We start from the raw sequence: 22,540 nt of genomic DNA, 5'->3' as shown, positions 1-22,540 counted from the left end.
TTGACCTGCTTGCCAAAGGAGGCACAAACCAATTTGCAGGAGTTTTTGTTTGAGGTACTGATCTGTTTTCTGGCCGGGGCTGGCGCGGGGCTGGGCACCGGATTTGCCGGTATGAGCGCGGCCACCGTTATCAGCCCGATGCTGGTGACCTTTCTGGGCTTGCCGGCCTACGACGCCATCGGCATCGCCCTGGCAAGCGACGTGCTGGCCAGCGCGGTAAGCGCCCGCACCTACGCCAAAAGCGGCGCGCTGGATATAAAAAACGGTCTGGTGATGATGGCGGGCGTGCTGAGCATGACCATGGTGGGCAGCTGGCTGTCCACCTTTATGCCCAACAATACGCTGGGCGGGTTCTCGGTGGTTATGACCCTGATTCTTGGGTTGCGGTTCTTGCTGCTGCCGGTGACATCCCCCAACCGGACCATCCAGGGTTCCCGGCGGTGGGTGCAGATTGTAAAAGGTGCCGCGGGCGGCGCGGCCATCGGGCTGGTGTGCGGCTTTTTCGGCGCGGGCGGCGGCATGATGATGCTGATGTTGCTGACCATGCTGCTGGGCTACGAACTGAAAACCGCCGTGGGCACCAGCGTGTTTGTGATGACCTTTTCGGCCCTGACCGGCGCGGTGAGCCATTTTGCACTGGGCAGCCCGCCCCGGATGGACTTGCTGATTCTCTGTGTGATTTTTACCCTGCTGTGGGCCCAGATCGCAGCCAAAATTGCCACCCGGGCCGACGCGAAACTGCTGAACCGGCTGACCGGCGCGATCCTGACGATCCTGGGTGTGATCCTGGCAGCGCTGAACTTTTTCTAACCACACATTCTCAAAAAAGGACGGAGAGAACCTATGGCTTTGAAAAAGCACAAAAAACTATTGCTGATCCTGCTGGCTGTGATCGTGGTGCTGGTCATCACGGTGCCGATCGTTGTGGTGATGGTGTCCAAGCTGTTCACCGCCCAGGAGCACGCGGTGCGCACCGACTGGTCCTTCGAGACCGGCGATGTGTTTGCCGAAAACGAGAAGTGGCAGGTGGAATTTGCCGAAGCGCAGCTGGGCGACGGGCTACGCGCCATCCAGCTGGTGCCCAAGGATATTGAGGACGAGGATTTCACCTTCTACGATCTGGAGGTACAGCAGCGGCTGGAGGGGGCGCTGGAGAGCGTCAAGCAGAGCATGGACTGGACAGCTACCACCCCGCTGGCGGTGCTGAACCCCTATGGCACCGGCAGCAACGGGCTGTATCTGTATTTCACCACCGAGCTGGATACCCAGGTAAGCTACACCGTGCATGTGGATGACCCGGAGGTTCCGGACTTTACCGCTACGGCGGCGGACGCTTCCGGCGAGGAGTATACCCGCACCCATGAATTCCAGCTGATCGGGCTGGTGCCGGGCGAAACCAACGAGGTCACCCTGACCATAACCGGCAGCTGGGGCAAGACCCGGCAGGTGGTGACCTTTACGGTGGACATGCCCGAGACCACATCCGGCTATGACACCCGGCTGACCGTAACCGACGGCACCTCCACCCAGGAGCAGGCGGAGGGTCTGTTTACCATGATGCGGGTGAACGGGCATCTGGGCTACGGCTTTTTCTTTGACGACGCGGGCGTACTGCGGTACGAGATGGTGCTGGAAGGCTTTGGGCTGGACCGCATTCTGTTTGACGGAAACGAGATTGTGACCTGTGTGTCCTCCACCAAGCTGGCCCGGATCAATGGGCTGGGCCAGGTGACCCAGGTGTATGATCTGGGCAACTTTGAACTGCACCACGACATCGGCTTTGGCGCCGAGGGCGAGGTGCTGGCCCTGGCGGAAGAAATCGGTGCCGAAACGGTGGAGGACCGGCTGCTCTCCATTGACCTGGAGAGCGGCGAGGTGACCGAGCTGATCGACTTCAGCCAGCTGATGGAATCCTACTTCAGCACCACCCGGCCGGTGGGGCCCTCCGACGCGTTCTTCTGGCAGGCGGGCGAATGGGACTGGCTGCATCTGAACAGTGTGCAGTACATGCCGGAGGATGACAGCGTGATCGTGTCCTCCCGCGAAACTTCCGCCCTGATCAAGGTGACCGGTGTGCACAGCGACCCGCAGGTGGACTGGCTGGCCGGTGATGAGCGTGTCTGGGAGGGTACCGAGCACGAGGATCTGAGCCTGACCCAGGAGGGGGACTTTGTGCCCCAGTACGGCCAGCACTGTGTGGAGTATCTGCGCGACGGCGAGGAAGAGGGCGTATACTACCTGGCCCTTTACAACAACAATTACTGGGCCACCAGCAGCCGGGATGACCTGACCCTGGATGTGGCGGACAGTGTGGGCACCGATCTGTACGGCACCGGCAGCGAAACCAGCCAGGTATATGTGTACCGCATCGACGAAAACGCCCGCACCTATTCGCTGGAAAGCAGTTTTGATGTGCCCTATTCCAGCATTGTGTCCAACGGTTCGCTCTGCGGTGATGCGGGCAACTGGGTAGTAAACAGCGGCGTGTCGATGGTGTTCGGCGAATACGACGCGGCCGGCCAGCTGATCCGGGAATACGCCTACGAATGCACTATGCAGAACTACCGCACCTTCAAATACGACATGACTATCTGGTTCCAGTAAAATGCGCGGGGCTTTTCCGGTTAGGAAAAGCCCCGCGCTTGTTTATTCGTTCTGCTGGATGTGGCGGGCGATCTCGTCCAGGAACTGCGGGCCGTACCGGCTGGCCTTGACCTGGCCCACACCGGATACCTCCAGCAATTCCGCCTCGGTACGGGGCGCTTTGGCCGCCATATCGGTGAGGGTGGCGTTGGAGAAGATCACATAGGCGGGCACGTTTTCCTCCTTGGCCAGACGGGTGCGCAGCGTCCGCAGCGCCTCGAACAGGGTGCTGTCCGCCGGGGCGCCACTTGCCGTGCGGGCAGGACGGTCGGCAGACGGGCGGCGGTCCTTGCGCACCGGCAGGGACACGGTTTCCCCGCCGAACAGCACGCCCCGGGCGGCCGGGCCGGGTTCCAGGGTAGCATGGAGAGGATTGGTGTGCAGGCAGCCTTCCTGTTCCAGATAGCCCAGCAGTTCCCGTACCTGCCCCACCGGCTGGTCCTTCATCAGGCCGTAGGTGCTCAGCCCGTCCAGGCCCAGATCCAGCAGCCGCTGTTCCCGGCTGCCCCGCAAAGTCTGCACCACCAGGTTTTTGCCCACATAATAGCCCAGCTGCTGCTTGATGCGCAGCACGCAGGACAGGGCCATCTGGGCCGGAACCGTTACGTCCTGCACCGTAAATTCGCCCAGGCAGTTGCCGCAGTGCTCACAGCGGGCCGGATGCTCCTGCCCGAAATAGTCCAGGATATACCCCCGCAGGCAGCCGGTGGTTTTGCAGTAGCCCGCCATGATCCGCAGGCGTTCTTCCTCCTGGCGGCGGAGCTGCTCCCGCCCGGCTTCGTCCAGTTCCTCGTTCTCGTTTTTTCCGATCAGGGCCCGGGCGGTGACCACATCCGCGGCCGAGTAGAACAGGATGCAGTCGGCGGGTTCGCCGTCCCGCCCGGCGCGGCCCGCTTCCTGGTAGTAGGCCTCCAGGCTTTTGGGCATGTTGTAGTGGAACACATAGCTTACGTTGGATTTATCAATCCCCATGCCGAAGGCGTTGGTGGCCACCATGACGGTTTTCCGGTCGAACTGGAAATCCTCCTGGTTCTGGCGGCGTTCCTCCTCGCTGAGCCCCGCGTGGTAGCGGGTGGCGGCAAAACCCGCCTGCTGCAGACGGTCGCAGAGTTTTTCCACCTGCGCCCGGGTGGAACAATAGATGATGCCGCATTTCTCCTGCCGTTCCCGCACCAGCGCCAGCAGCGCCGCCTGCCGGTCCCGGGGGGTGCGCACGTCCCAGTACAGGTTGGGCCGGTCAAAACCGGTGACCTCACAGAGCGGGTCGCGCAGTTCCAGCTGTTCCCGGATATCCTGCTGCACCCGGGCGGTGGCGGTGGCCGTAAAGGCGGCCACCGGCGGGCGGACAGGCAGGGTATGGAGAAACTCCGCGATTTTGCGGTAGCTGGGGCGGAAATCCTGCCCCCACTGGGAGATACAGTGGGCCTCGTCCACCGCCAGCAGCGACACCGGCGTGGTGCGGGGCAGGGCCAGAAAATCCTCGGTGGCCAGCCGTTCCGGGGCCACATACAGCAGTTTATAAGCGCCCTGCCGGGCGCGGGCACAGACGGTGCGCTGCTGCTCGGCGGTAAGGGAACTGTTGAGGAACGCCGCCCCTACCCCGGCGCCGCACAGGGCGGCCACCTGGTCTTTCATCAGGGAGATCAGCGGCGAGATCACCAGGGTCAGGCCCGGCAGCAGCAGGGCGGGCACCTGGTAGCACAGGGATTTTCCGCCGCCGGTGGGCATCACCCCCAGCACGTCCCGTCCGGCCAGAAGCGCGTCAATCAATCGCTCCTGCCCGGGGCGGAACTTGCTGTATCCGAATGTCTGTTTCAGGACTGTATGTTTGTCCATCCCCTGCCCCCTGTTTTTTCGGGGTCACGCCCCGGTATTCCCGTTCAGCATACCATGTTTTGCACCAAAAGACAAACGCCCCGGAGCGGATGCTCCGGGGCGTTTGCCATCTATCGGGTTACAGGAAAAGAGGGGAAGGCTCAAATCGGATGCCGCCGTTCTGGGCCATAAGCACCAGGCAGATGGCGATGAGGGTCAGGTTGATGAGCATGCAGACGATCTGAACCGGTTTTTTCTTGGTCCATTTCACGAACCGGTCAAACCGCTCGTTGTAGAACTCACGCTCGAACCATTCCTTGGCGCCGATCTGCATCCAGCCGCCGATGGACAGGGAGTTGGCACGCAGCAGCAGCCACATGCCAATGCCGCCGTACACGCCCAGGCCCAGGGTGCAGAGGGAACCGATCAGCGGCGCGCTCAAAAAGCCCACGTGCATCAGGGCCACCGAGGAGGAGAACTCGTCGGTAACAAAGATCCAGTTCCAGATGGTGTAGGCGATGGCGTAGAGCAGGGTGATGATGGGCAGCGCGCCCTCGGCCAGGTAGTAGTCGCCGAAGGGGGCGTCAAACTGCCACAGGCCCCGCAGTGCGATCACGCCCAGCGCCACCGCAAAGCCGGACACCGCGTTCCAGTAGCACTTGTGGCGCAGCAGGTCGGTGAAGGTGGCTTCCAGGATGTTGACGATCAGCATGAGCATGATCACATCCACATATACCTGCGGGTTGAACAGCCGCAGCGCCGCCGCCACGATGAGGATCCGCATCACCAGCAGGGTGGTCAGCTTGAGCCGCTCAAAGAACACGGGTTTGGAGAACAGCAGAACCAGGATGGACGGAATCACGATCAGCGGCACGTTGCCCTGTACGGGATAGAAGCCGGCCAGGATTGCCATGCCGGTGATGGCAGCTGTGAACATGACCCATTTGATCCAGATTTCCGCTTTGCGTTTTTTGGTTTCCATGATAGCCTCCTTATTTTGTCAGCAGCCTTGTATCTCCTTGATCACCAGTTCCCGGCCGCTAAGGGCGGTCAGGTTTTGCGATGCGCACTCCGGGCACTGCAGGTCACAGGCCACGGCGTTGAACTCCGCGCCGCAGTCGTTGCAGCGGGCAATGCCCGGCACGATCTCCAGCTCCAGGGCGGTGTTTTCCATAAAGGTCTTGTACACCGCCGCCGGGTAGCAGCTTTCCAGGTAGGAGGGCACCACACCGGACAACTCCCCTACCTGCAGCACGATCTTTTCGATCCGCTGCAGCTGCTCCTGCTTGGCGACCGTTTCGATGGTTTTGACCATCGCGCTCAATATTCCCAGCTCATGCATGGTCAGTCTTCCTTTTTCGTAATGGCATGCGCCGCGATCCGGCCGGTACGCTTGACCGCGTACTTGGCCACGGCGATGGGCAGTTTTTCAAATACCGGGGCAAAGGCGTCCCGGGTGCGCACCAGGGAGATGGCGTCGAACTTGCACTTGGTGGTACACTGGCCGCAGCCCACACACATGTACTCGTCCACCACCACGGCGCCGCAGCCAAGGCAGCGCTGGGTTTCCTTTTTGACCTGCTCCTCGGTAAAGGTCAGGCGGGTATCGGTAAAGCCGCGCTTCTCGCTGCGGGTATGGCCGGCACGCTGACGGGGGGTGGTGTCGAAGCTTTCCACCACCAGGTTGTCCTTGTCCAGGCTGTGGTACTCGCGCCGGTCGCGGCCGTAGGTCAGGCTCTGGCCGGGCTGCACGAACCGGTGCAGGGAGATGGCCGCCTGCTTACCCGCCGCAATGGCGTCGATGGCGAATTTCGGACCGGTGAAAGCGTCGCCGCCCACAAAGATGTCCGGCTCGTCGGTCTGGTAGGTAAAGCCGTCCGCAATGGCGGTGCCGTTGGGGTTCAGCCGGACCTTGGTGCCATCCAGCAGGCCGCCCCACTGGATGCTCTGGCCCACGCTCAGCAGCACATGGTCGGCGGGTACGGTGATGGTATCCGCCTCGTCAAACACCGGGGCGAAGCGGTGATTTTCGTCAAACACGCGGGTGCAGCGCTGGAACACCACGCCGGTAACCCGGCCGTTCTCGGTGAGGATCTCCCGGGGGCCCCAGCCGTTCTGGATCTGGATATCCTCGTCCAGCGCCTCCTGGATTTCTTCTTCCAGCGCGGGCATCTCGGCGCGGCTTTCCAGGCAGAACATCTGCACGGTGCCGCCGGTGCGCACAGCGCTGCGGGCCACGTCGATGGCCACGTTGCCGCCGCCGATGACCACCACGCTGCCCTGCATGGCCGGGCGCTCGCCCAGGTTGATGCGGCGCAGGAAATCCACGCCTGCGGCCACGTTCCCGGCGTCCTCGCCGGGGATGTTCAGCTTGCGGCCCGCCTGGGCGCCGATGGCCAGGTAGAAGCCGGTGAAGCCCTGTTCACGCAGCTGCGGGATGGTCACGTCCTTGCCCACTTCCACGCCGCAGCGGAACTCCACGCCCATCTGGCGCAGCACCTCGATCTCGGCTTCCACCACCTGTTTTTCCAGCCGGAAAGCCGGGATGCCCAGGGTGAGCATACCGCCCGGGATGGGCTGTTTTTCAAACACGGTGACCTTGTAGCCGTCGATGGCCAGGTAGTAGGCGCAGGACAGACCCGCCGGGCCGGCGCCGATTACCGCCACGGGCTTGCCGTAGTCGTGCCGTTTTTTCGGGATGAAGCGGGTGGCTTCGTTCATGTCCTGGTCGGCGATGAACTTCTTGATCTCGTCGATGGCGATGGGCTCGTCGATCTCGCCGCGGGTACAGGCGGATTCACAGCCGTGGGGGCAGATGCGTCCGCAGACCGCCGGCAGCGGGTTTTCCTTTTTGATCAGCTCCAGCGCCTCGGTATACCGCCCCTGGGCCGCCAGCTTGATGTAGCCCTGCACCGCGATGTGGGCGGGGCAGGCGGTCTTGCAGGGGGCGGTGCCGCCCTCGGTCACGTCCTTGCGGTTTTCCCGGTAATCCGGGTTCCAGTTCTTTTCGCCCCACACATGGTCGCGCACCTTGTCGTAGCGGGGTTCTTCCACCGGGGTTTTGGCGCAGAGTTTCTGGCCCAGCCGCAGCGCGTTGGTGGGGCAGTTCTCCACACACTGGCCGCAGGCCACGCAGTTGTCCTTGTTGACGGTGGCGGTGTAGTTGGAACGGATGGCGTCCGGCGTATTGAACAGGGTGGCCACCCGCATGGCGAAGCAGGAGCAGGAGCAGCAGTTGCAGATGGCGGCGGACTCGCCCATACCCTCGATGTTGGGGATCTGGTGCATCAGGCCGTTTTCTTCCGCCCGCTTGAGGATCTCCATGGCCTCTTCCCGGGTGATCTGCCGGGCGCGGCCGGTGCGGATGTAGTATTCGGCGCCGGTGCCCATCTGAATGCACATATCGGTTTCCAGATGGCCGCAGCCCTGCCCCAGCACCCGGCGGGACCGGCGGCAGGAACAGTCGGACACCGAGAAGGTATCGTACTTGTCCAGATAGTAGGACAGCTTTTCATAAGGGACGCACTGGCTGTCGCCCTGGATGGCGGTTTCGATGGGGATGACCCGCATCATGCCTGCGCCCATGGGCAGGTTGGGGGCAATGTGAGCAATGCGCAGCCGGGTGTACTCCTCAAAGGCCTTGCCGATCTGGGGGTGTTTTTCCAGCTGCTCTTTGTTGTTGACCATCATCTCCAGGATGCCGGGTGCGAAGATCTGCACCAGGAACACCTCCTGGCCCTGCTCGTTGTGGTAGACCTTACACACGCCGATCATGGCCAGTTCCATCAGGATCCGATGGGCTTCTTCTTCCGACATACCGCACTTTTTCGCCACATACGCGGCGGTGCGCTCCTTGCGCAGGCCCAGCGCCAGGGCCACATCGGCCTGCTCGTCCGATACGACGCAGTCCAGGGAATAGTATTCAGGGGCGTTTTCGTCGATGGTGTTCATCATGCCGGTCAAGCCGCCCACCATCTTTGCCAGTTTCACGATCTTCGGCCGTAAGGCTGCCATGTGATTTCCTCCCATTTATGATCCTGTTGATTATTTGTCGTCGTTCTGCCAGGCGCGCACCTGCTGCTCCAGCCAGGCGGTCCAGGCCTCCATCCCCTCGCCGGTGCGGGCACAGATGGGGATGACCTGGGCATTCGGGTTGCGCATATGCACATACTCCCGGCACTTGTCCATATCAAAATCAAAGTAGGGCAGCACGTCCACCTTATTGATCAGCACCACGTCGCAGATGGAGAACATCAGCGGGTACTTCAGGGGTTTGTCGTGGCCTTCCGGCACCGACAGGATCATGGCGTTCTTCACCGCGCCGGTATCGAATTCCGCCGGGCAGACCAGGTTGCCCACGTTTTCCAGCACCACCAGATCCAGCTCATCGGTGCCGATCCCCTGCAGGCCCTGCCGGGTCATGTCCGCGTCCAGGTGGCACATGCCGCCGGTGTGCAGCTGGATGGTGCGCACCCCCAGTTTGGCGATGGTGCGGGCGTCCACATCCGAGTCGATGTCCGCCTCCATAATGCCGATGCGCAGCCGGTCTTTCAGCTGCTCGATGGTGCGGGTCAGGGTGGTGGTTTTGCCCGATCCCGGGCTGGACATCAGGTTGAGCAGAAAGACCTTTTTCTCTTTCAGTTCACTGCGCACCTTATCCGCTTCCCGGTCGTTGTCTGCAAAAATGCTCTGTTTGATCTCCAGAACACGCACGTTTTCCATTTTGCTGCCTCCCATGTGGTTAAACTGGTTGAACCAGATTGGTTATTTCTTTAACATTATAGGCCTTACAGGGCCTTGTCGTCAACAGAATCCGCCTATTTTATTACATGTTTGGCAGTTATGTACTAAAAATGTCGGACAAAACGGGCATTCTGCCAAGGCGGTAATCTGGTACGGACAGTTTGATTTTTCTTGCACTTTTGCCGGTAAAACTCTTGTGCGCAGATACCGGTTTTGGTATACTGTTAGCAAACATCCGCCCTGCCTGGGGCTGCACTGCGAGGTGTGTGATCGTGGCGTTTCAAAAAATCCAACCGCCCACTTTGAAAGAACTGTTTATGGATCAGCTGCTGGAGATGATCCTGCGGGGGGACTTGAAGATCGGGGATAAGCTGCCCTCCGAGCGGCAGCTGGCCGAAATGACCAAGGTAAGCCGCTCGGTGGTGAACAGCGGCATTGTGGAACTGGAGGAATGCGGGTTTCTGACCGTAAAGCCCCGCAGCGGAACCTACGTGGCGGACTACCGCAAGGCCGGCAATCTGAACACTCTGGTACTGCTGCTGAAATACCGGGGCGGCCGGATGCGCCCCAAGGAAGTGGAATCCATTCTGGAGGTGCGGTACGCGCTGGAGGGGCTGGCTTTGCGCAATGCGTTACCGACGATCACCGACAAAACGGTGGAGGCGCTGCGGCAGCAGCTGGAGATTCTGAAAGAGCCCGCCGGCATCCCCGAAGCGGTGGAAGCGGCGTACAACTTTCAGCATGAGCTGGCACTGGCTTCCGGCAACACGATTGTGCCGCTTATGTTCCAGTCGTTCCGGGCCACCATCTACTCCATGTGGGAACGGTTCTGCACCCTGTACGGCACCGAGCCCCTGTACCGCAACAATTACCAGATGTGGCTGTATGTAAAGGACCGGGACGCGGAGGGCGCGGTAAAATGGCTGCGTCACACCATCGACGAATGCATGAACGGCAGCATGAAACTGTATTACTGAAACAACAGCCCCGGCGGGAGGTCTCCCGCCGGGGCTGCTTTGCTGTTATTCGTCCTCATCCAGGGCCAGGCCGCCCCGGCTGCGGATATACTGGGCCGGTGTGGTGCCGGTGTATTTTTTGAATACCACGCTGAAATACTGCTGGGAGTTGAACCCGGCTTTGCCGGCCAGTTCCTTGATGCGCACCCGGCCCCGGGCTTCGTCGATCCAGCGTTTAGCCTGGTCGATGCGGCACTGGTTGACCAGGTCGTTGAAGCCGGCCCCCCGCTCGTTTTTCAGAATACGGCTGATGTAGCTTTCGCTGCAGCCCAGCTGGCGGCGGGCTTCGGTAAGGGAGTACCCCGCGTCCAGGCAGTTGCGGCGGATGTTGTCCAGAATCTTTTCCAGCATATCGCTGCCGGGGCGGGCGTCGTAGAGTTCCCGCACCGTATCCACAAACTCGGTGCGGTCGATGGGCTTGAGCAGGTAGCTGTGCACCCCCAGCTTCCAGGCTTTTTTCACATAGGCAAAGGTGTCGTAGCCGCTTACCACCACAAAGGAAACGTTCCGCTGCCGGTTGCGCTCGATCAGTTCCAGCCCGGTCATGTGGGGCATATTGATGTCCACAAAGGCAATATCCACCTTCTGGGTCTGGAGGATGCGCTCGGCCTGTTCGCCGTTTTCCGCTTCGTACAGGGCATCGTAGGCAAAGCCGTACTTGTCCAGCCGTTTGCGGATACCGCTGCGGATCAGCGGCTCATCATCCACGATCAGGATCTTCATAGCATTCCTCCTGTTTCAGGCGTATCTCAGCCTGCACCCAGTCCCCGCCCCAGGTCAGGAACAGGCACTGCCGGCCGCAGCGAAGCCGCAGCCTCTGGTTCACATTGTACAATCCGTTGCTGCCGGCGGGTTTGCGGTTTTCCCGCAGGCAGGCCGCCAGTTCTTCCAGACGCGCCGGGTCCGGCTGCGGGCAGGGATTTTCCACCTGCAGCACCAGCCAGTCTGCCTCTTCCCGGGCGCGGACGGTGATGCAGCCGCCTTTGTCCAGCAGTTTGATGCCGTGGTAGAGGGCATTCTCCACCAGCGGCTGCAGGATGAATTTGACGATTTGGTACCGCTCGGCCGGCAGGTCGGTTTCGATGCGCAGGGCCAGCCGGTCACCGTAGCGGAGTTTCTGCAATTCCACATAGGTACGCACCAGCGCCAGTTCCTGCTGCAGGGTAACGGTCTGCGCGCCGTCGGCCAGCGACAGGCGGAAATACCGGGCCAGCAGCCCCAGCGCGTCCCCTACCCGGTCATCCTCATAATCCAGCGCCATCACCTGGATGGTTTCCAGCGTGTTGTAGAGAAAATGGGGCTTGATCTGCTCCAGAAGCGCCTGATAATCGCTGTCCATACGGCTTTTCTGTTCGGCTTTGACCTCCTCGATCAGCGTGCCGATCCGCCCCCGCAGCGATTCGTAGCCGGTCAGGATGGCCTGGGTCTCCTGGCTGTCGGCCTGGATCTGCAGCGGCGGCGGGTTGGTCAGGTCGGTGCTGGCCATATCCCGGGCCATGGCTTCCAGCGGCAGCAGACCGGCCGCCACCCGGCGGGCCAGTACCTTGTTCAGCCGCCGGTACAGCAGCCAGAACACCACCAGCAAAAATGCGCCCAGCAGGTAGAAGATGCCGTCCACATACAGCGGACTTACCCCGATCTGCAGGCTCCAGCCGGGATGGGTGGGGATCTCCGCCTCGTAGATCCGGGCATGGGCGGCAAAAGCGCCGGTTTCCATCTCGGTTTCGCCCTGGGTGTTGACAATGCGGATCTGGGAGGCGGGGATCTCGTCGCCCCGGATGACCTCCTGCACATATTCCACCCCGATGGCACCGCTGAAGAACTGCCCGTTCTGCAGCGGCATCAGCACAATCACCACCGGCTGGTTGTCTTCCCGGGAAAAGATGCTCTGGGACAGCACGTAGGGCTGCCCGCCCTGGCAGGCTTCCCGGTAATAGGAACGCTCCCGGATGGAAAAGTGGTTGCCCGCCGTGGTATGCACCACTCCGGTTTCATCCACCAGCCCCAGCGAGGCATAGACGCCCAGCATCTCGCTGTAGGTCTGGAACGCGGCCAGGTTTTCTTCCCAGGTGGCATCCGGGCGATAGGCCTTGCGCAGCAGGGTCATCTCGTTCAGCCGCCGGCCCAGAAAGTAATCGATCTCCCCCGCCTTTGTGCGGGCTACCGTTTCCAGCAGGGTATCGATCTTGGGGCGCAGCACCAGTGCCGTGACCCCGAAGGTGAGCACCAGCAGCACCACCATGGCGCCCAGAATCGCCCCGCGCATACTTTTGAGAACTTTTTCCGACAGCTTTTGCATATCTGCCCCGCCTTTTCGCTTGCTGTTATAAAACTATCATAGCATATTCCGGCGGATTTTGGCGCGCCCGGCGGCATTCTTCAGAAATTTGAACAGCCAGCCGGATTTTTGAAAATCCAGAGGGCAAAGTTTGTGATATGCTTAACGGGCAAAGGAGGCGACCTAAAAAATGAAACGAATTCTGGCATTTCTTCTCGCGGCCGCTCTGGTTCTGTCGATGACTGCCTGCGGCGCGGCGCCCGCTTCTGCGGGGGCGTCCGGCTCGGCAGCCGGTCTGACCGACGGCACCTACACGGGCGAGGGCAAAGGCAACAATGGCAACATCACCGTGGAAGTTACGGTGGAACAGGGCAAGCTGGCCGGTGTTACCGTGACCGACCACAGCGAGACTAAGGGTCTGGGCGACACCGCCATGGAATCCCTGATCGAGGTCATGGTGGCGAACAACACCACCAACGTGGACGCTGTGTCCGGCGCGACCTTCTCCAGCAACGGCCTGAAAGAAGCCGTGCAGCAGGCGCTGCGGCAGGCAGGCGCGGACGACGCGTATTTTGCCGCGGAGAGCGCTGCCGCCATCGGCGCCGAAGAACTGAACGACAGCTACAGCTACGACGTGGTAATCGTGGGCGCGGGCGGCGCGGGCCTGGTGGCCGCGGTGGAAGCGTCCCAGTCCGGCGCCAGCGTGGCGGTGCTGGAAAAGACCCCCGCTACCGGCGGCAACACCCTGATCTCCGGCGGCGGCCTGAATGTGCCCGGCAGCCGTCAGCAGAAGGCGCTGGGGATTGAGGACTCGGTGGAGTCCTTCTGCGAAGACACCCTGAAGGGCGGCGACAACCTGGCTGATCCCGAACTGGTTCGGGTGATGGCGGAGAACGCCCTGGCGGATGCCGACTGGCTGATGGACGACATTCATGTGGACTTCATGAGCGATCGTGTGCAGCAATTCGGCGGGCACTCGGTTCCCCGCGCCCTGATCCCGGTGAGCAACAAGGGCACCGAGATGATCTCCAAGCTGCAGGCCACTGCCGAAGCCAACGGCGTGGACATCTTCTTCAACACCCGCGGCACCGAACTGGTAATGGAAAACGGCCGCGTGAGCGCCGTGAAAGCCGAGAACAACGGCAAGACCGTTACCTTTGAGGCGGGCAAGGGCGTGATCCTGACCACCGGCGGCTTTGCCTCCGACGTGGAGATGCGCAAGCAGTACAACCCCAACTACGACGAGCGGTTCATGACCACCGCCACCCTGGCCAGCACCGGCGACGGCATCAAGATGGCCCAGGCCGTGGGCGCGGGCGTGCGGGATATGGAGTGGATCCAGGTGTACCCCACCTGCAACCCCCTGACCGGCATTATCTCCTATGTGGCCAACTCCCGTTTTGACGGCGCGATCCTGGTGAATACCGAGGGCCAGCGCTTCATCGACGAGATGGGCCGCCGCGACGTGATCTCCAACGCGATTCTGGATCAGCCGGAGGGCTTTGCCTATCTGGTCTGGGGCCAGGAAGTGGAGACCGTGGGCAACATGACCCAGCTGCACACCCAGGAGTTCAGCCAGTGGCAGAAGGACGACCTGCTGTATGTGGCGGACTCCATTGAGGACGCGGCCGGGCACTACGGCATCGATCCGGCTGCTCTGCGCGCCACTGTGGATGCGTACAACGCTTCCATCGCGGACGGCGTGGACGAGGACTTCAACCGGGGCGGCACCCTGCGCACCCTGTCGGAAGGCCCCTTCTACATCCAGAAGGTTGTGCCCAGTGCGCACCACACCATGGGCGGTCTGACCATCAACACCGACGCGCAGGTGCTGGACACCGAGGGCAACCCCATCGAGGGCCTGTACGCGGCCGGTGAGGTGACCGGCGGCATCCACGGCACCAACCGTCTGGGCGGCAACGCCATCACCGATCTGGTGGTGTTCGGCCGTATCGCTGCCCGCAGCGCGGTGAAATAACCACTTGATACAAAACAGGCGCTTTTCCGGAAGCAGGTCCGGGAAAGCGCCTGTTTTCTTTTTGTTTTATTGCTCAGCGGGTGGGGACGATCTCCAGCCAGTAGCCGTCCGGGTCTTCGATGAAGTAGATGCCCATGGCCGTGTTTTCAAAGCAGATGCAGCCCATCTCGCTGTGCAGTTTGTGGGCGGCATCAAAATCGTCCACCGCAAACGCCAGGTGGAATTCGCAGTCGCCCAGGTTGTAGGGGCGGTCCATATCCCGCATCCAGGTCAGCTCCAGCTGGAAATCGCTTTCGCCATTGGCCAGGTATGCAATGATGTAGGAGCCGTCCGGCGCGGTGATGCGGCGCACCTCTTCCAGCCCCAGGGCCTGCTTGTAAAAGGCCTTGGAGCGCTCCAGGTCAAACACGTTGTAGTTTTCGTGGATCATCTTGAACTTCATGGTTTTTCCTCCCCACATTTTATCAGGTTGCGGCGGTTGTGCCGCACCAGCAGTCTTCTGTATGGATCACCGGCAGCCAGCAGGCCAGCCGGGGCTGCTGCAGATAGGCCAGCGCCGCCGCCTTATCCGCCCCATAATGCATGGGGAACACATGGGCGCAGGGGCAGGCATCCAGAAAATCCGCAAAGCCCCACCAGGCGTTGGCCTCCTGCCGGGGATCCAGCGGCACAAAGGCCAGATCGAACCGGCGGCCGCGGATGCGGTCCAGTTCGGCATGGAACGCCTTGTCGTGCCAGGCGTTGTCCGCCTCCGGCTCTCCCTCCCAATGCCACCAGTTCAGATCGCCCGCGTGGTAGATGTGCACCCCCTCGGCCTGCACCAAAAAAGCGCAGCCCTCGTCGGTGGAACGCAGGGTCTCGATGGTGAGCCCCTGCCAGTCATAGCGGCAGCGGGGTTCCACCGAAAGGACGCTCTTTCCGGCAGGTGCGGGAACGGCACTGTCCAGCACATAGTGCACCGCGGGATGGGGCAGCTGCCAGATCGCCGGGTCATAGTGGTCGTGGTGCCGGTGGGAAACAAAGACAAAAAGCGGTTTGTCCGGCGCAAGGGGCGGCAGTTCGCCCTGCCAGTAATCAAACAGCAGCAGTGTATGGGGCAGTTCCACGAGAAAACCGCTGTGGAAAATATGGGTGACGCGCATACCGGCCTCCTTGTTGCATCGGGATGGTAGTATCATACCCTTTGCATGGCGGCCTGTCAATCCGGCGCGGCTTATTCACACAGCCGCGTGCATTCCTCCCACAGGCGGGCAAAGAAGGCCTTGTCCCGGGGATAGCGGGTAAAGCTCATTTCGCCGCCCAGTTCCCGCAGCAGCGCCAGGGTGCGCGGACGGCCTGCCCGGCTTTCGGTCAGGCGCAGCAGCCGCAGGTCCTGCAAGGCTTCTTTGAGCACCTCGCCCCGGATGGACTCCCAGGGCGTTCCGTCCGGGCCGGGATAGACCAGGAACGGGTCGCCGGAGGGGAACGCCCCGCCCGCATCGGTGACGCGGAACGGGTCAATATGCCGCACCGACCGCTGGGAGTTGTAGAAGTTGAATCCCCAGTGCAGGAACCCCTCGATGTCGTACAGGTAGAACAGCACCCCCATAATCCGGTTGCGGGCGCTGGGTATGGCGATAAACCGGTTGGGCACGTCGATGGCCTGCACCGTGCAGTAGTAGGTCCACAGATTGGGTACGCCGTGGTCGGCAAAGGTCTGCAGATGGTCGTTGCAGACCACCGGCTTTTCCACAATGCCCTCCTGATAGATCGCATAGCTGCTGAGGGCGTCGATCACATGGCAGCCCTCCAGCAGATCGGCCACGGTGGCTTTGGCGGCGGCGTAGGTCTCCTTTTCGTGGTCATGAGGCTCGTCCGAGATATGGAACCACACATGTTCCAGCCCTACCAGCTGGTTCAGTTCCTCTTTGAGCGCGGGCAGGAACATCCGCAAAAACCGGGTATACTCCCCGCCCACCGCCGGGGTATGCCAGCCGAACCGCTTTTCCGGCCCGTCGGGGGTATTCACCCAGATCTTGGGAGCGCATATCGCCCCCCATTGGGTAAACAGATGGGACACCTCGATTTCGGTAATGCCGTGCTTGCGGCAGAGTTCTACCCAGCGGCGCAGACAGGCAAAGTCAAAGTGATAGTCTGTTCCATCCCAGTTGACCTCCACCAGCTGCACGGTGGTGCGCTCGCCGCCCTTGGCGGTATCCAGCGGCGGGGTGAACACCGGGGTCAGCAGCATATTGATGCCATGGGCGGCGGCACTGCCGATGAAGCTGTCCAGGATGCGCCAGTGTTCCTCACTGAACACCGGCACCTGGTAATAGTCGGCCAGACAGTCCGCGTGGAACCACTGGGTCTGGTACAGGGTCTGGGGCGGCAATGCCTGGGACAGCACCCGCACCGGCAGCCGGAACGCCGCCAGCGCCGCCCCCTCGTCGTTGAAGGTTTTCAGGGTGAACTCGCTGTCGCCCGGGGGCAGCAGCGAAGCGTCCACCGTGACCCACAGGCTGCGCCACTGGGCCGGCATGCCCCGCACCGGCTCGTCCGGGCCCAGGGGCACCAGCAGGTCCGGCAGCAGGCCGGGGGTGGTGGTCAGGTAGTTGTCGTCCCAGGTGCCGTGGCAAGGGTAATCGCAGGGCACCAGATCCACCCGGCGCAGGGTCACCGCGGCAGCGGCCGGACCGGTGACCCTGACCCGGAACTCGGTGGAGGTTTCGCCAAAATCATCATTGGCGCAGGTATAGGCCAGCTGACAGGCCCAGCGCTGGTTCTGCAGCAGCACGGCCCGCTCCCCTTTCAGGGCCGTGGGGCGGCAGGCGGGCAGCACCTTTTCCAGGCTGTCGGTCAGCTGAAAGGTAAACTGTGTCATTGTATTCTCCTTTGTGCAACGGAAGGGCTTACCGCCAGGTGACGGTATCCCATTCCACCCATTTGCCCTGGGAGGCGTCGTTTTTGGCCGCGTTCACGGTGATGCGGATGGTATGCGCGCCGTAGGGAAGTTCCCCGGTATCGTACCAGACGGCCTGGTTCTCCTGCTGGGGCGCGTAGGTATCCACCGTGGCTACCACGGTGCCGTCCACCGAGATGTCTGCTGTGCCGCACCAGGGTGCTTTCAGGCCCCGCAGCACTGCGTTGGTGCCGGTAAAGGTAAATTCCGCATGGGCTTTCCAGGTGCTGCTGGACAGATCGTCGTTGTGGTGGCAGCCCTCCACCGTCTGGTGGGTCCAGATAGAGAAGCGGCTGACCCGGGCGTCGTCTTCATTCCAGACCGCGGTGTCCATCTTCGGATCGTTGCCCGCGCTGTCCAGTATCTGCACCGCGTCAAACTCGATCCAGCAGCCGGCCGAACTGTCATTTTTCTGGCCCAGAACCTGCAGCAGCACCGTATGCTGGCCCGGCGCCAGTTCACCGGTGTCAAACAGTATGGCCTGATCCTGTCCCTGGGCGCTGTAGGTGTCCACGGTGACCGGCGCGCCGCCGTCCACACTCACCTGTGCCAGGCCGCACCAGTTCCCCCGGATGCCCAGGATGCGGGCCTGGGTGCCGGTGAAGGTAAACTCTGCGTACTCCCCTGCCTTTTCGGCGGACATATCGTTGCCCTGATAGCTCTTCTCCGAGCGCTGCAGGTTCCAGCCGCCGCTGCGGGCAATCAGATCGGAGTCTTCATTGACTGTCAACACGCGGGTATCTTCCAGGCCCGGGGTCTGGAAGGACTGCACCGGGGCCGCGGTTTCGCCGGCAGCGTTCGCCGCGCTTACCGTCCAGTACAGCACAGCGGCTTCGGGCAGATCCCGGGAAGCCTGATACAGCGTATTGGGGCCGGTATAGGTATCGATGACCGGGTCGGACAGGTCCGGATTGGCAGAGACCACCAGGTGGTAATTCTGCGCGCCGGATACGGCCTGCCAGCAGAAGGTCTGGGCGGTGCTGCCTTCCGCATTGGTGGCGGGAGACGTCAGTACCGGGGCGGCAGGTACCGTGGCAGAGGATTCCGCGCTGAAGTGGTAGACCACCACACACTCACCGGGAATGGCATCCTGCAGCACACCGCCGCTGACTGCCACGCCCGCGCCCAGATGGCTCACATAGTCGGGGGTGGTATCCCAGACGCTTTCTCCCTGCAGGACCATCGCGTCGACCATGGTATACCGGTCAGGCACCTGAAGGGTCAGAGTGGTGGGATCCCATTTGTTGATAACGATGACCCGCAGGTCGTTGGCGGCGGTGTTCTCATAGCTGAACACCCGCACTGTAGAAGCGGTGCTGGACGCATTCAGCTTGTTTTCCAGTACATTCTGGTTCAGGATGCGGTGGGCCAGCACCGGGCCGGTAAACCGCTGGGTGTCCCCGGTCAGGTACCAGGCATCCAGATCGAACCAGCCAAATCCCTTATCCATACCGTCGTTGACAATGGATGCTTTGCTGGGCCACTGGGAGGGCCAGGTGAGGATCTGGGAATACTGTTCCCGGTTGACCATATCCAGCAGCGCGTTGAGCAGGGCCATACCGCCGCCCAGATCCCGCACATGGCCGGCGTTCCAGTTGTCCTGAACAGGGGTCCAGCCGATGTTGCATTCTCCCAGAATGGCTTCTTTGCCCTCAATGGGTTTGCCGGGGGTCAGGATGTCGTCGCCGTCCTTGTCAAAGTACTTGTCCCATCCATAAAAGGCATACCGATGGTCATCGTAAGCATCAAATGCCCCGCCAGCTGCTTCCACCAGGGTGTCGTTCCAGCGGTTCCAGAGGATATTCTCCGGCGCGCGCTGCAGCACCAGCCGGAAATTGGGATTGGCTTCCTTGACAATGCGCTGGAATTCCGGGTACAGTCCGCCCAGATACCGGGCATTGTCAATCCCGTCCGCGCCGTGGTTCCACACCTCATTGCCCATGTCAAAATAACACAATTCAATGCCCTGATCGGCGATGTACCGGGCCATGGAGGCGGTCAGATCCTGGATCTGCTGCAGGGTGGCTTCGCCGCCGAAGGTGTCCAGGGATTCCAGCGGGATCATCACAAAGGGCACCACCGAGTACTCCTTGCAGAACGCGATGAATTCCCGCAGGCCGAAGGTTCCGGCCGCGTCGTGGGTGTTCAGGCCACCCCAGTAGCGGGCGGGCGAAAGAGGCTGCTCGGTTTCCCAGTTGAAGGCCCAGGCATCATAGCCCCAGCGCATCATGCTCAGAGAACCGGCTGCCAGTGTCTGTTCCATCCAGTTTCCGTCGGCAGCCCACATCTCATCACTGGTAATGGACATCTCGATATTGACCCCCACGCGGCGGGCGCCGGTGAGGGGCTGTGCGCTGGAACCGTCCACGGTAACAGTGACCTCCGAGGGGCCCAGTGCCCGGGCAGGGGCAGCGGCGGGCAGAACAGTCACGGCGAACAAGACGGCCAGCAGGCCGCTGAGTATCCTGTACTTTTTCATAGTCGCTCCTTTGCCGGTCGGCAACTCCAAAAAAGGGGCGGAACCCCAGCCCTATACGGAGGAAGTTCCGCCCTGCGCGTTATGATGGATTATTCGGCGGGGTGGCTTTCGTTAAAGGCAAGCACCTGTGCCTGGAATGCCTCTTGCAGTTTTTCCACGCCGGCCGCCTGCAGCTTATCCCGCAGCTTCTGCATGTCGCCTTCCGGATCATCGGTGAAGCCCAGCTGCAGCAGCTTGTAATCGGAGTTATAGATCTCGCTGACCGCGGCAACCTCGTTCTTGACTTCGGAATCATCAAACACGAAGGTCAGATAATGGCCGCTGCGGGCGTTGGTCTTCCAGTTCTCCACCAGTTCATCCTGGTTGGGGATGCCGCCTTCTACCGTGCGCCAGGTAGCGTCGTTGCGGACGCCCCAGTTGCAGTTGCTGTCGTAGGCGTAGTTGGTGCTGTCAGGCAGGGACTTCAGGCCATGGTCACCCACGGCTTCCCAGTGCACGCCTTCAATACCGTAGCAGAACAGGTCGTTGCAGATCTGATCGTTGCGCAGATAATCCAGCGCCATCAGGGCACGTTCCGGATTCTTGGACTTGGAGAAGATGCTCATGCCGTTGGCCAGGTAGGACTGGATGGTGGCAGGCGCGCCGTTCATGGCGTCAAAGACCTGCACGTCCCACTCGGGATGCTCGGCCTGCAGGGTCGCGTACAGGCTCTTGGCGGTGTTGATGTTCATTACGGCCAGGGCAGACTTGCCGGCCTGGAAGCTCTCGGTGTTGTTCTGGGTGTTGACCACAGCGTTCTTGCTCCAGAAGCCGCGATCCTTCCAATCCTTCACATGGTTCAGCACGTCCAGGAAAATGTCGGTATCCAGGGTGCTCATTACCTTGGCTTCGGGATCACTCTCGCACACGCAGGTGATCATATTGCTGGGAGGCAGTACCGCATAGCGGTCATCGCCACGGGCGTTGGATTCCACGTTCCACATCAGGTCAAACACGAACTGACGGTCGTAGTCGGAGCCCACATCCAGCGGGATCATGGACGGCTCGTTGTCCACGATGGCCTGCAGATAGGCTTCCACATCTTCAAAGGTATCCAGGGACTCGATGCCGTACTTCTCCATCAGGTCGCCGCGGGCCATCCAGACGTAGGCGGTCAGTTCCTGATAGTTCATGGGCAGCATGTAGACCTTGCCATCCACCTTGGCCTGCTCCCAGGCTTCGGGGTACATGGTCTCGGCGGTCATGGGGGCGTAGGTTTCCAGCGCTTCCTGGGTGATTTCCCAGAAGCCCTGCTTGGTAGCCTGGGCGTTGTAGAAGCACCAGTCGGCGGTGAAGATAATATCCCAGTCCTCGCCGGAAGCGAAGATCAGCGGATACTTCTGCTCATATTCGCTCCAGCTCATGAACTTCACGTCGATGGTAGCGTTGATTTCTTCTTTCAGACGCTCGTTGATCTTTTCGAACACCAGATCGTTGTCCACAGGACGGTCGCCGATCAGGTACATGGTAAGGGTGACTTCCTTGGAGATGTCGGGGCCGGACGCTGTGCCGGATCCGGCGGACGAGGGGGCTGCGGTGGAACCGGAACTACCGGTTTGACCGCAGGCGCTGAACGCACTCAGTACCAGGACCAGGGCCAGGACGAGCGCCAGCAGTTTCGCTGTCTTTTTCATGAGGGTTCCTCCTTTTCTTTGCTTATACCATACCGCGCCAGCTGCGCGGTTTCTTACCTTAGCCTTTCACGGCGCCAATGGTGACGCCCTTGACGAAATACTTCTGCAGGAACGGATACAGCAGAATGATGGGGCCGGTGGCTACCACCGTCATGGCCAGCTTCATGGGTTCGCTGGGCACCTCGCTCATGGGAAGACCGCTGCGGGCAGCCGCTGCGCTGATTGCCTGCGCTTTGGTGAGGATGTTGTTCAGGAAGTACTGCAGCGGATACAGATCGCTGCGGCCTTCGTCCAGGAACAGCATGGCATCGTACCAGTCGTTCCAGTAGTTCAGTGCAATGAACAGGCCCACAGTAGCCAGGCCGGCCTTGCACAGCGGCATCGCCACCCGGCGATAGATGGTAAAGTCTCCCGCGCCGTCCAGCCGGGCGGATTCGTACAGCGCTTCCGGAATACCGGCCATATAGCTTTTCAGGATCAGCAGGTAGGTCACGTTGATCAGGATCGGCAGGATCAGCGCGATGATGTTGTTATGGAAATGCAGGTACTTGGTATTGAAGATGTACCAGGGAACCAGGCCGCCGCCGAAGATGGAAGTAAAGTAGAAGAAGAAGGACATCTGGTAGCGGTAGCGGAAGTTCCGGCTGGAAAGCACATAGGCGGCCATGCTGGTGAGAAACAGCCCCAGCAGGGTGCCGACCACCGTCACAAAGATGGTCACGCCGTAGGCCCGCAGCAGGTCTTCCGGGATTTTGAACAGGGTCTGGTAGGCAGCCAGCGAGAAGGTTTCCGGGATAAGCTGGTAGCCGTGGGTCAGAATGGAGGTCTGGTCCGAGAACGAACCGCTCAGCACCAGCAGAAACGGCAGCAGGCAGCAGGCGGCCAGCACGGCCAGGATCACATGGGACAGCACGTCAAAGATGATCCTGTCCCGCCCCACCGGTTTCCGGGGCATTTTATTTGCCTTTGTCATGGGG

General features: G+C 61.3%; 17 protein-coding genes. 4 read left to right on the top strand and 13 right to left on the bottom strand.

Annotated elements, in window-relative coordinates:
* The first annotated feature begins 33 nt into the window (after positions 1-33).
* Both B5E65_RS09055 and B5E65_RS09050 read left to right on the top strand, forming a co-directional pair.
* Entirely contained in the window at positions 34-810 is a 777-nt protein-coding gene (locus tag B5E65_RS09055) for a sulfite exporter TauE/SafE family protein (RefSeq protein WP_087171450.1), read from the top strand.
* Positions 811-843: 33 nt separating this feature from the next.
* Positions 844-2,604, top strand: coding sequence for an aryl-sulfate sulfotransferase (locus B5E65_RS09050; RefSeq protein WP_087171449.1), 1,761 nt, complete (start codon positions 844-846; stop codon positions 2,602-2,604).
* Between the two features lie 42 nt (positions 2,605-2,646).
* Here B5E65_RS09050 and recQ read toward each other — a convergent pair whose 3' ends face one another.
* From recQ to hypB, 5 genes are all read right to left on the bottom strand, one after another.
* Positions 2,647-4,479 carry a DNA helicase RecQ gene (gene recQ / locus B5E65_RS09045; RefSeq protein WP_087171448.1) on the bottom strand — a complete coding sequence of 611 codons (1,833 nt, stop codon included), beginning with the start codon at positions 4,477-4,479 and terminating at the stop codon, positions 2,647-2,649.
* A 118-nt stretch (positions 4,480-4,597) separates the two neighbouring features.
* Positions 4,598-5,440, bottom strand: coding sequence for a hypothetical protein (locus B5E65_RS09040; protein WP_087171447.1), 843 nt, complete (start codon positions 5,438-5,440; stop codon positions 4,598-4,600).
* A gap of 18 nt (positions 5,441-5,458) precedes the next feature.
* Positions 5,459-5,800, bottom strand: coding sequence for a hydrogenase maturation nickel metallochaperone HypA/HybF (locus B5E65_RS09035; RefSeq protein ID WP_087171446.1), 342 nt, complete (start codon positions 5,798-5,800; stop codon positions 5,459-5,461).
* Between the two features lie 2 nt (positions 5,801-5,802).
* On the bottom strand, positions 5,803-8,472 hold the full coding sequence (locus B5E65_RS09030) for an FAD-dependent oxidoreductase (RefSeq protein ID WP_087171445.1): 2,670 nt from the start codon (positions 8,470-8,472) through the stop codon (positions 5,803-5,805).
* Between the two features lie 30 nt (positions 8,473-8,502).
* Positions 8,503-9,180, bottom strand: a complete 678-nt coding sequence (hypB, locus tag B5E65_RS09025) for a hydrogenase nickel incorporation protein HypB (RefSeq protein ID WP_087171508.1) — start codon at positions 9,178-9,180, stop codon at positions 8,503-8,505.
* 293 nt (positions 9,181-9,473) lie between these two features.
* On the opposite strand from hypB, the gene B5E65_RS09020 reads away from it, so the two are divergent.
* A complete protein-coding gene (locus B5E65_RS09020) occupies positions 9,474-10,178 on the top strand; it encodes a FadR/GntR family transcriptional regulator (RefSeq protein ID WP_087171444.1) in 705 nt (234 codons plus the stop codon).
* A gap of 45 nt (positions 10,179-10,223) precedes the next feature.
* Here the strand turns inward: B5E65_RS09020 and B5E65_RS09015 are convergent, their stop codons facing one another.
* Both B5E65_RS09015 and B5E65_RS09010 read right to left on the bottom strand, forming a co-directional pair.
* Complete coding sequence (locus B5E65_RS09015; protein ID WP_087171443.1) at positions 10,224-10,940, bottom strand: response regulator transcription factor; 717 nt, start codon at positions 10,938-10,940, stop codon at positions 10,224-10,226.
* Positions 10,918-12,516: a histidine kinase gene (locus B5E65_RS09010; protein ID WP_087171442.1), complete on the bottom strand. Its 1,599-nt coding sequence runs from the start codon at positions 12,514-12,516 to the stop codon at positions 10,918-10,920. The genes B5E65_RS09015 and B5E65_RS09010 overlap by 23 nt, the downstream gene beginning before the upstream one ends.
* Positions 12,517-12,685: 169 nt before the next feature.
* Between B5E65_RS09010 and B5E65_RS09005 the strand changes: the two genes are divergently transcribed.
* Positions 12,686-14,473 (top strand): flavocytochrome c, encoded by a 1,788-nt coding sequence (locus B5E65_RS09005; RefSeq protein ID WP_087171441.1) that lies wholly within the window; start codon positions 12,686-12,688, stop codon positions 14,471-14,473.
* Between the two features lie 73 nt (positions 14,474-14,546).
* Here the strand turns inward: B5E65_RS09005 and B5E65_RS09000 are convergent, their stop codons facing one another.
* The 6 genes from B5E65_RS09000 to B5E65_RS08975 form a co-directional block, all read right to left on the bottom strand.
* Complete coding sequence (locus B5E65_RS09000; protein WP_087171440.1) at positions 14,547-14,915, bottom strand: VOC family protein; 369 nt, start codon at positions 14,913-14,915, stop codon at positions 14,547-14,549.
* 22 nt (positions 14,916-14,937) lie between these two features.
* Positions 14,938-15,615 (bottom strand): MBL fold metallo-hydrolase, encoded by a 678-nt coding sequence (locus tag B5E65_RS08995; RefSeq protein WP_158098554.1) that lies wholly within the window; start codon positions 15,613-15,615, stop codon positions 14,938-14,940.
* 71 nt (positions 15,616-15,686) lie between these two features.
* The gene (locus B5E65_RS08990; RefSeq protein WP_087171438.1) at positions 15,687-17,333 is read right to left on the bottom strand and encodes a DUF4091 domain-containing protein; all 1,647 of its coding nucleotides are present in this window, start codon (positions 17,331-17,333) and stop codon (positions 15,687-15,689) included.
* 28 nt (positions 17,334-17,361) lie between these two features.
* On the bottom strand, positions 17,362-19,890 hold the full coding sequence (locus B5E65_RS08985) for a hypothetical protein (RefSeq protein ID WP_087171437.1): 2,529 nt from the start codon (positions 19,888-19,890) through the stop codon (positions 17,362-17,364).
* 89 nt (positions 19,891-19,979) lie between these two features.
* Positions 19,980-21,563, bottom strand: a complete 1,584-nt coding sequence (locus tag B5E65_RS08980; RefSeq protein ID WP_087171436.1) for an ABC transporter substrate-binding protein — start codon at positions 21,561-21,563, stop codon at positions 19,980-19,982.
* 58 nt (positions 21,564-21,621) lie between these two features.
* Positions 21,622-22,536: a carbohydrate ABC transporter permease gene (locus B5E65_RS08975; RefSeq protein ID WP_087171435.1), complete on the bottom strand. Its 915-nt coding sequence runs from the start codon at positions 22,534-22,536 to the stop codon at positions 21,622-21,624.
* Positions 22,537-22,540 lie beyond the last annotated feature (4 nt).

This window comes from Gemmiger sp. An120, assembly GCF_002160955.1.
GTDB classification, from domain to species: Bacteria; Bacillota; Clostridia; order Oscillospirales; family Ruminococcaceae; genus Gemmiger_A; species Gemmiger_A avium.
Note: the sequence above shows the minus strand (reverse complement) of the source record. Positions and strands in the feature narration are given on the sequence as shown.

Bases quoted from the DNA above. Each gene is read 5' to 3' on its own strand.
- B5E65_RS08995 (WP_158098554.1), bottom strand. From the start codon at position 15,615: ATGCGCGTCACCCATATTTTCCACAGCGGTTTTCTCGTGGAACTGCCC.
- B5E65_RS09040 (WP_087171447.1), bottom strand. From the start codon at position 5,440: ATGGAAACCAAAAAACGCAAAGCGGAAATCTGGATCAAATGGGTCATG.
- B5E65_RS09015 (WP_087171443.1), bottom strand. From the start codon at position 10,940: ATGAAGATCCTGATCGTGGATGATGAGCCGCTGATCCGCAGCGGTATC.
- B5E65_RS08980 (WP_087171436.1), bottom strand. From the start codon at position 21,563: ATGAAAAAGACAGCGAAACTGCTGGCGCTCGTCCTGGCCCTGGTCCTG.
- recQ (WP_087171448.1), bottom strand. From the start codon at position 4,479: ATGGACAAACATACAGTCCTGAAACAGACATTCGGATACAGCAAGTTC.
- B5E65_RS09000 (WP_087171440.1), bottom strand. From the start codon at position 14,915: ATGAAGTTCAAGATGATCCACGAAAACTACAACGTGTTTGACCTGGAG.
- B5E65_RS08975 (WP_087171435.1), bottom strand. From the start codon at position 22,536: ATGACAAAGGCAAATAAAATGCCCCGGAAACCGGTGGGGCGGGACAGG.
- B5E65_RS08990 (WP_087171438.1), bottom strand. From the start codon at position 17,333: ATGACACAGTTTACCTTTCAGCTGACCGACAGCCTGGAAAAGGTGCTG.
- B5E65_RS09050 (WP_087171449.1), top strand. From the start codon at position 844: ATGGCTTTGAAAAAGCACAAAAAACTATTGCTGATCCTGCTGGCTGTG.
- B5E65_RS09035 (WP_087171446.1), bottom strand. From the start codon at position 5,800: ATGCATGAGCTGGGAATATTGAGCGCGATGGTCAAAACCATCGAAACG.
- B5E65_RS09030 (WP_087171445.1), bottom strand. From the start codon at position 8,472: ATGGCAGCCTTACGGCCGAAGATCGTGAAACTGGCAAAGATGGTGGGC.
- hypB (WP_087171508.1), bottom strand. From the start codon at position 9,180: ATGGAAAACGTGCGTGTTCTGGAGATCAAACAGAGCATTTTTGCAGAC.
- B5E65_RS09005 (WP_087171441.1), top strand. From the start codon at position 12,686: ATGAAACGAATTCTGGCATTTCTTCTCGCGGCCGCTCTGGTTCTGTCG.
- B5E65_RS09010 (WP_087171442.1), bottom strand. From the start codon at position 12,516: ATGCAAAAGCTGTCGGAAAAAGTTCTCAAAAGTATGCGCGGGGCGATT.
- B5E65_RS08985 (WP_087171437.1), bottom strand. From the start codon at position 19,890: ATGAAAAAGTACAGGATACTCAGCGGCCTGCTGGCCGTCTTGTTCGCC.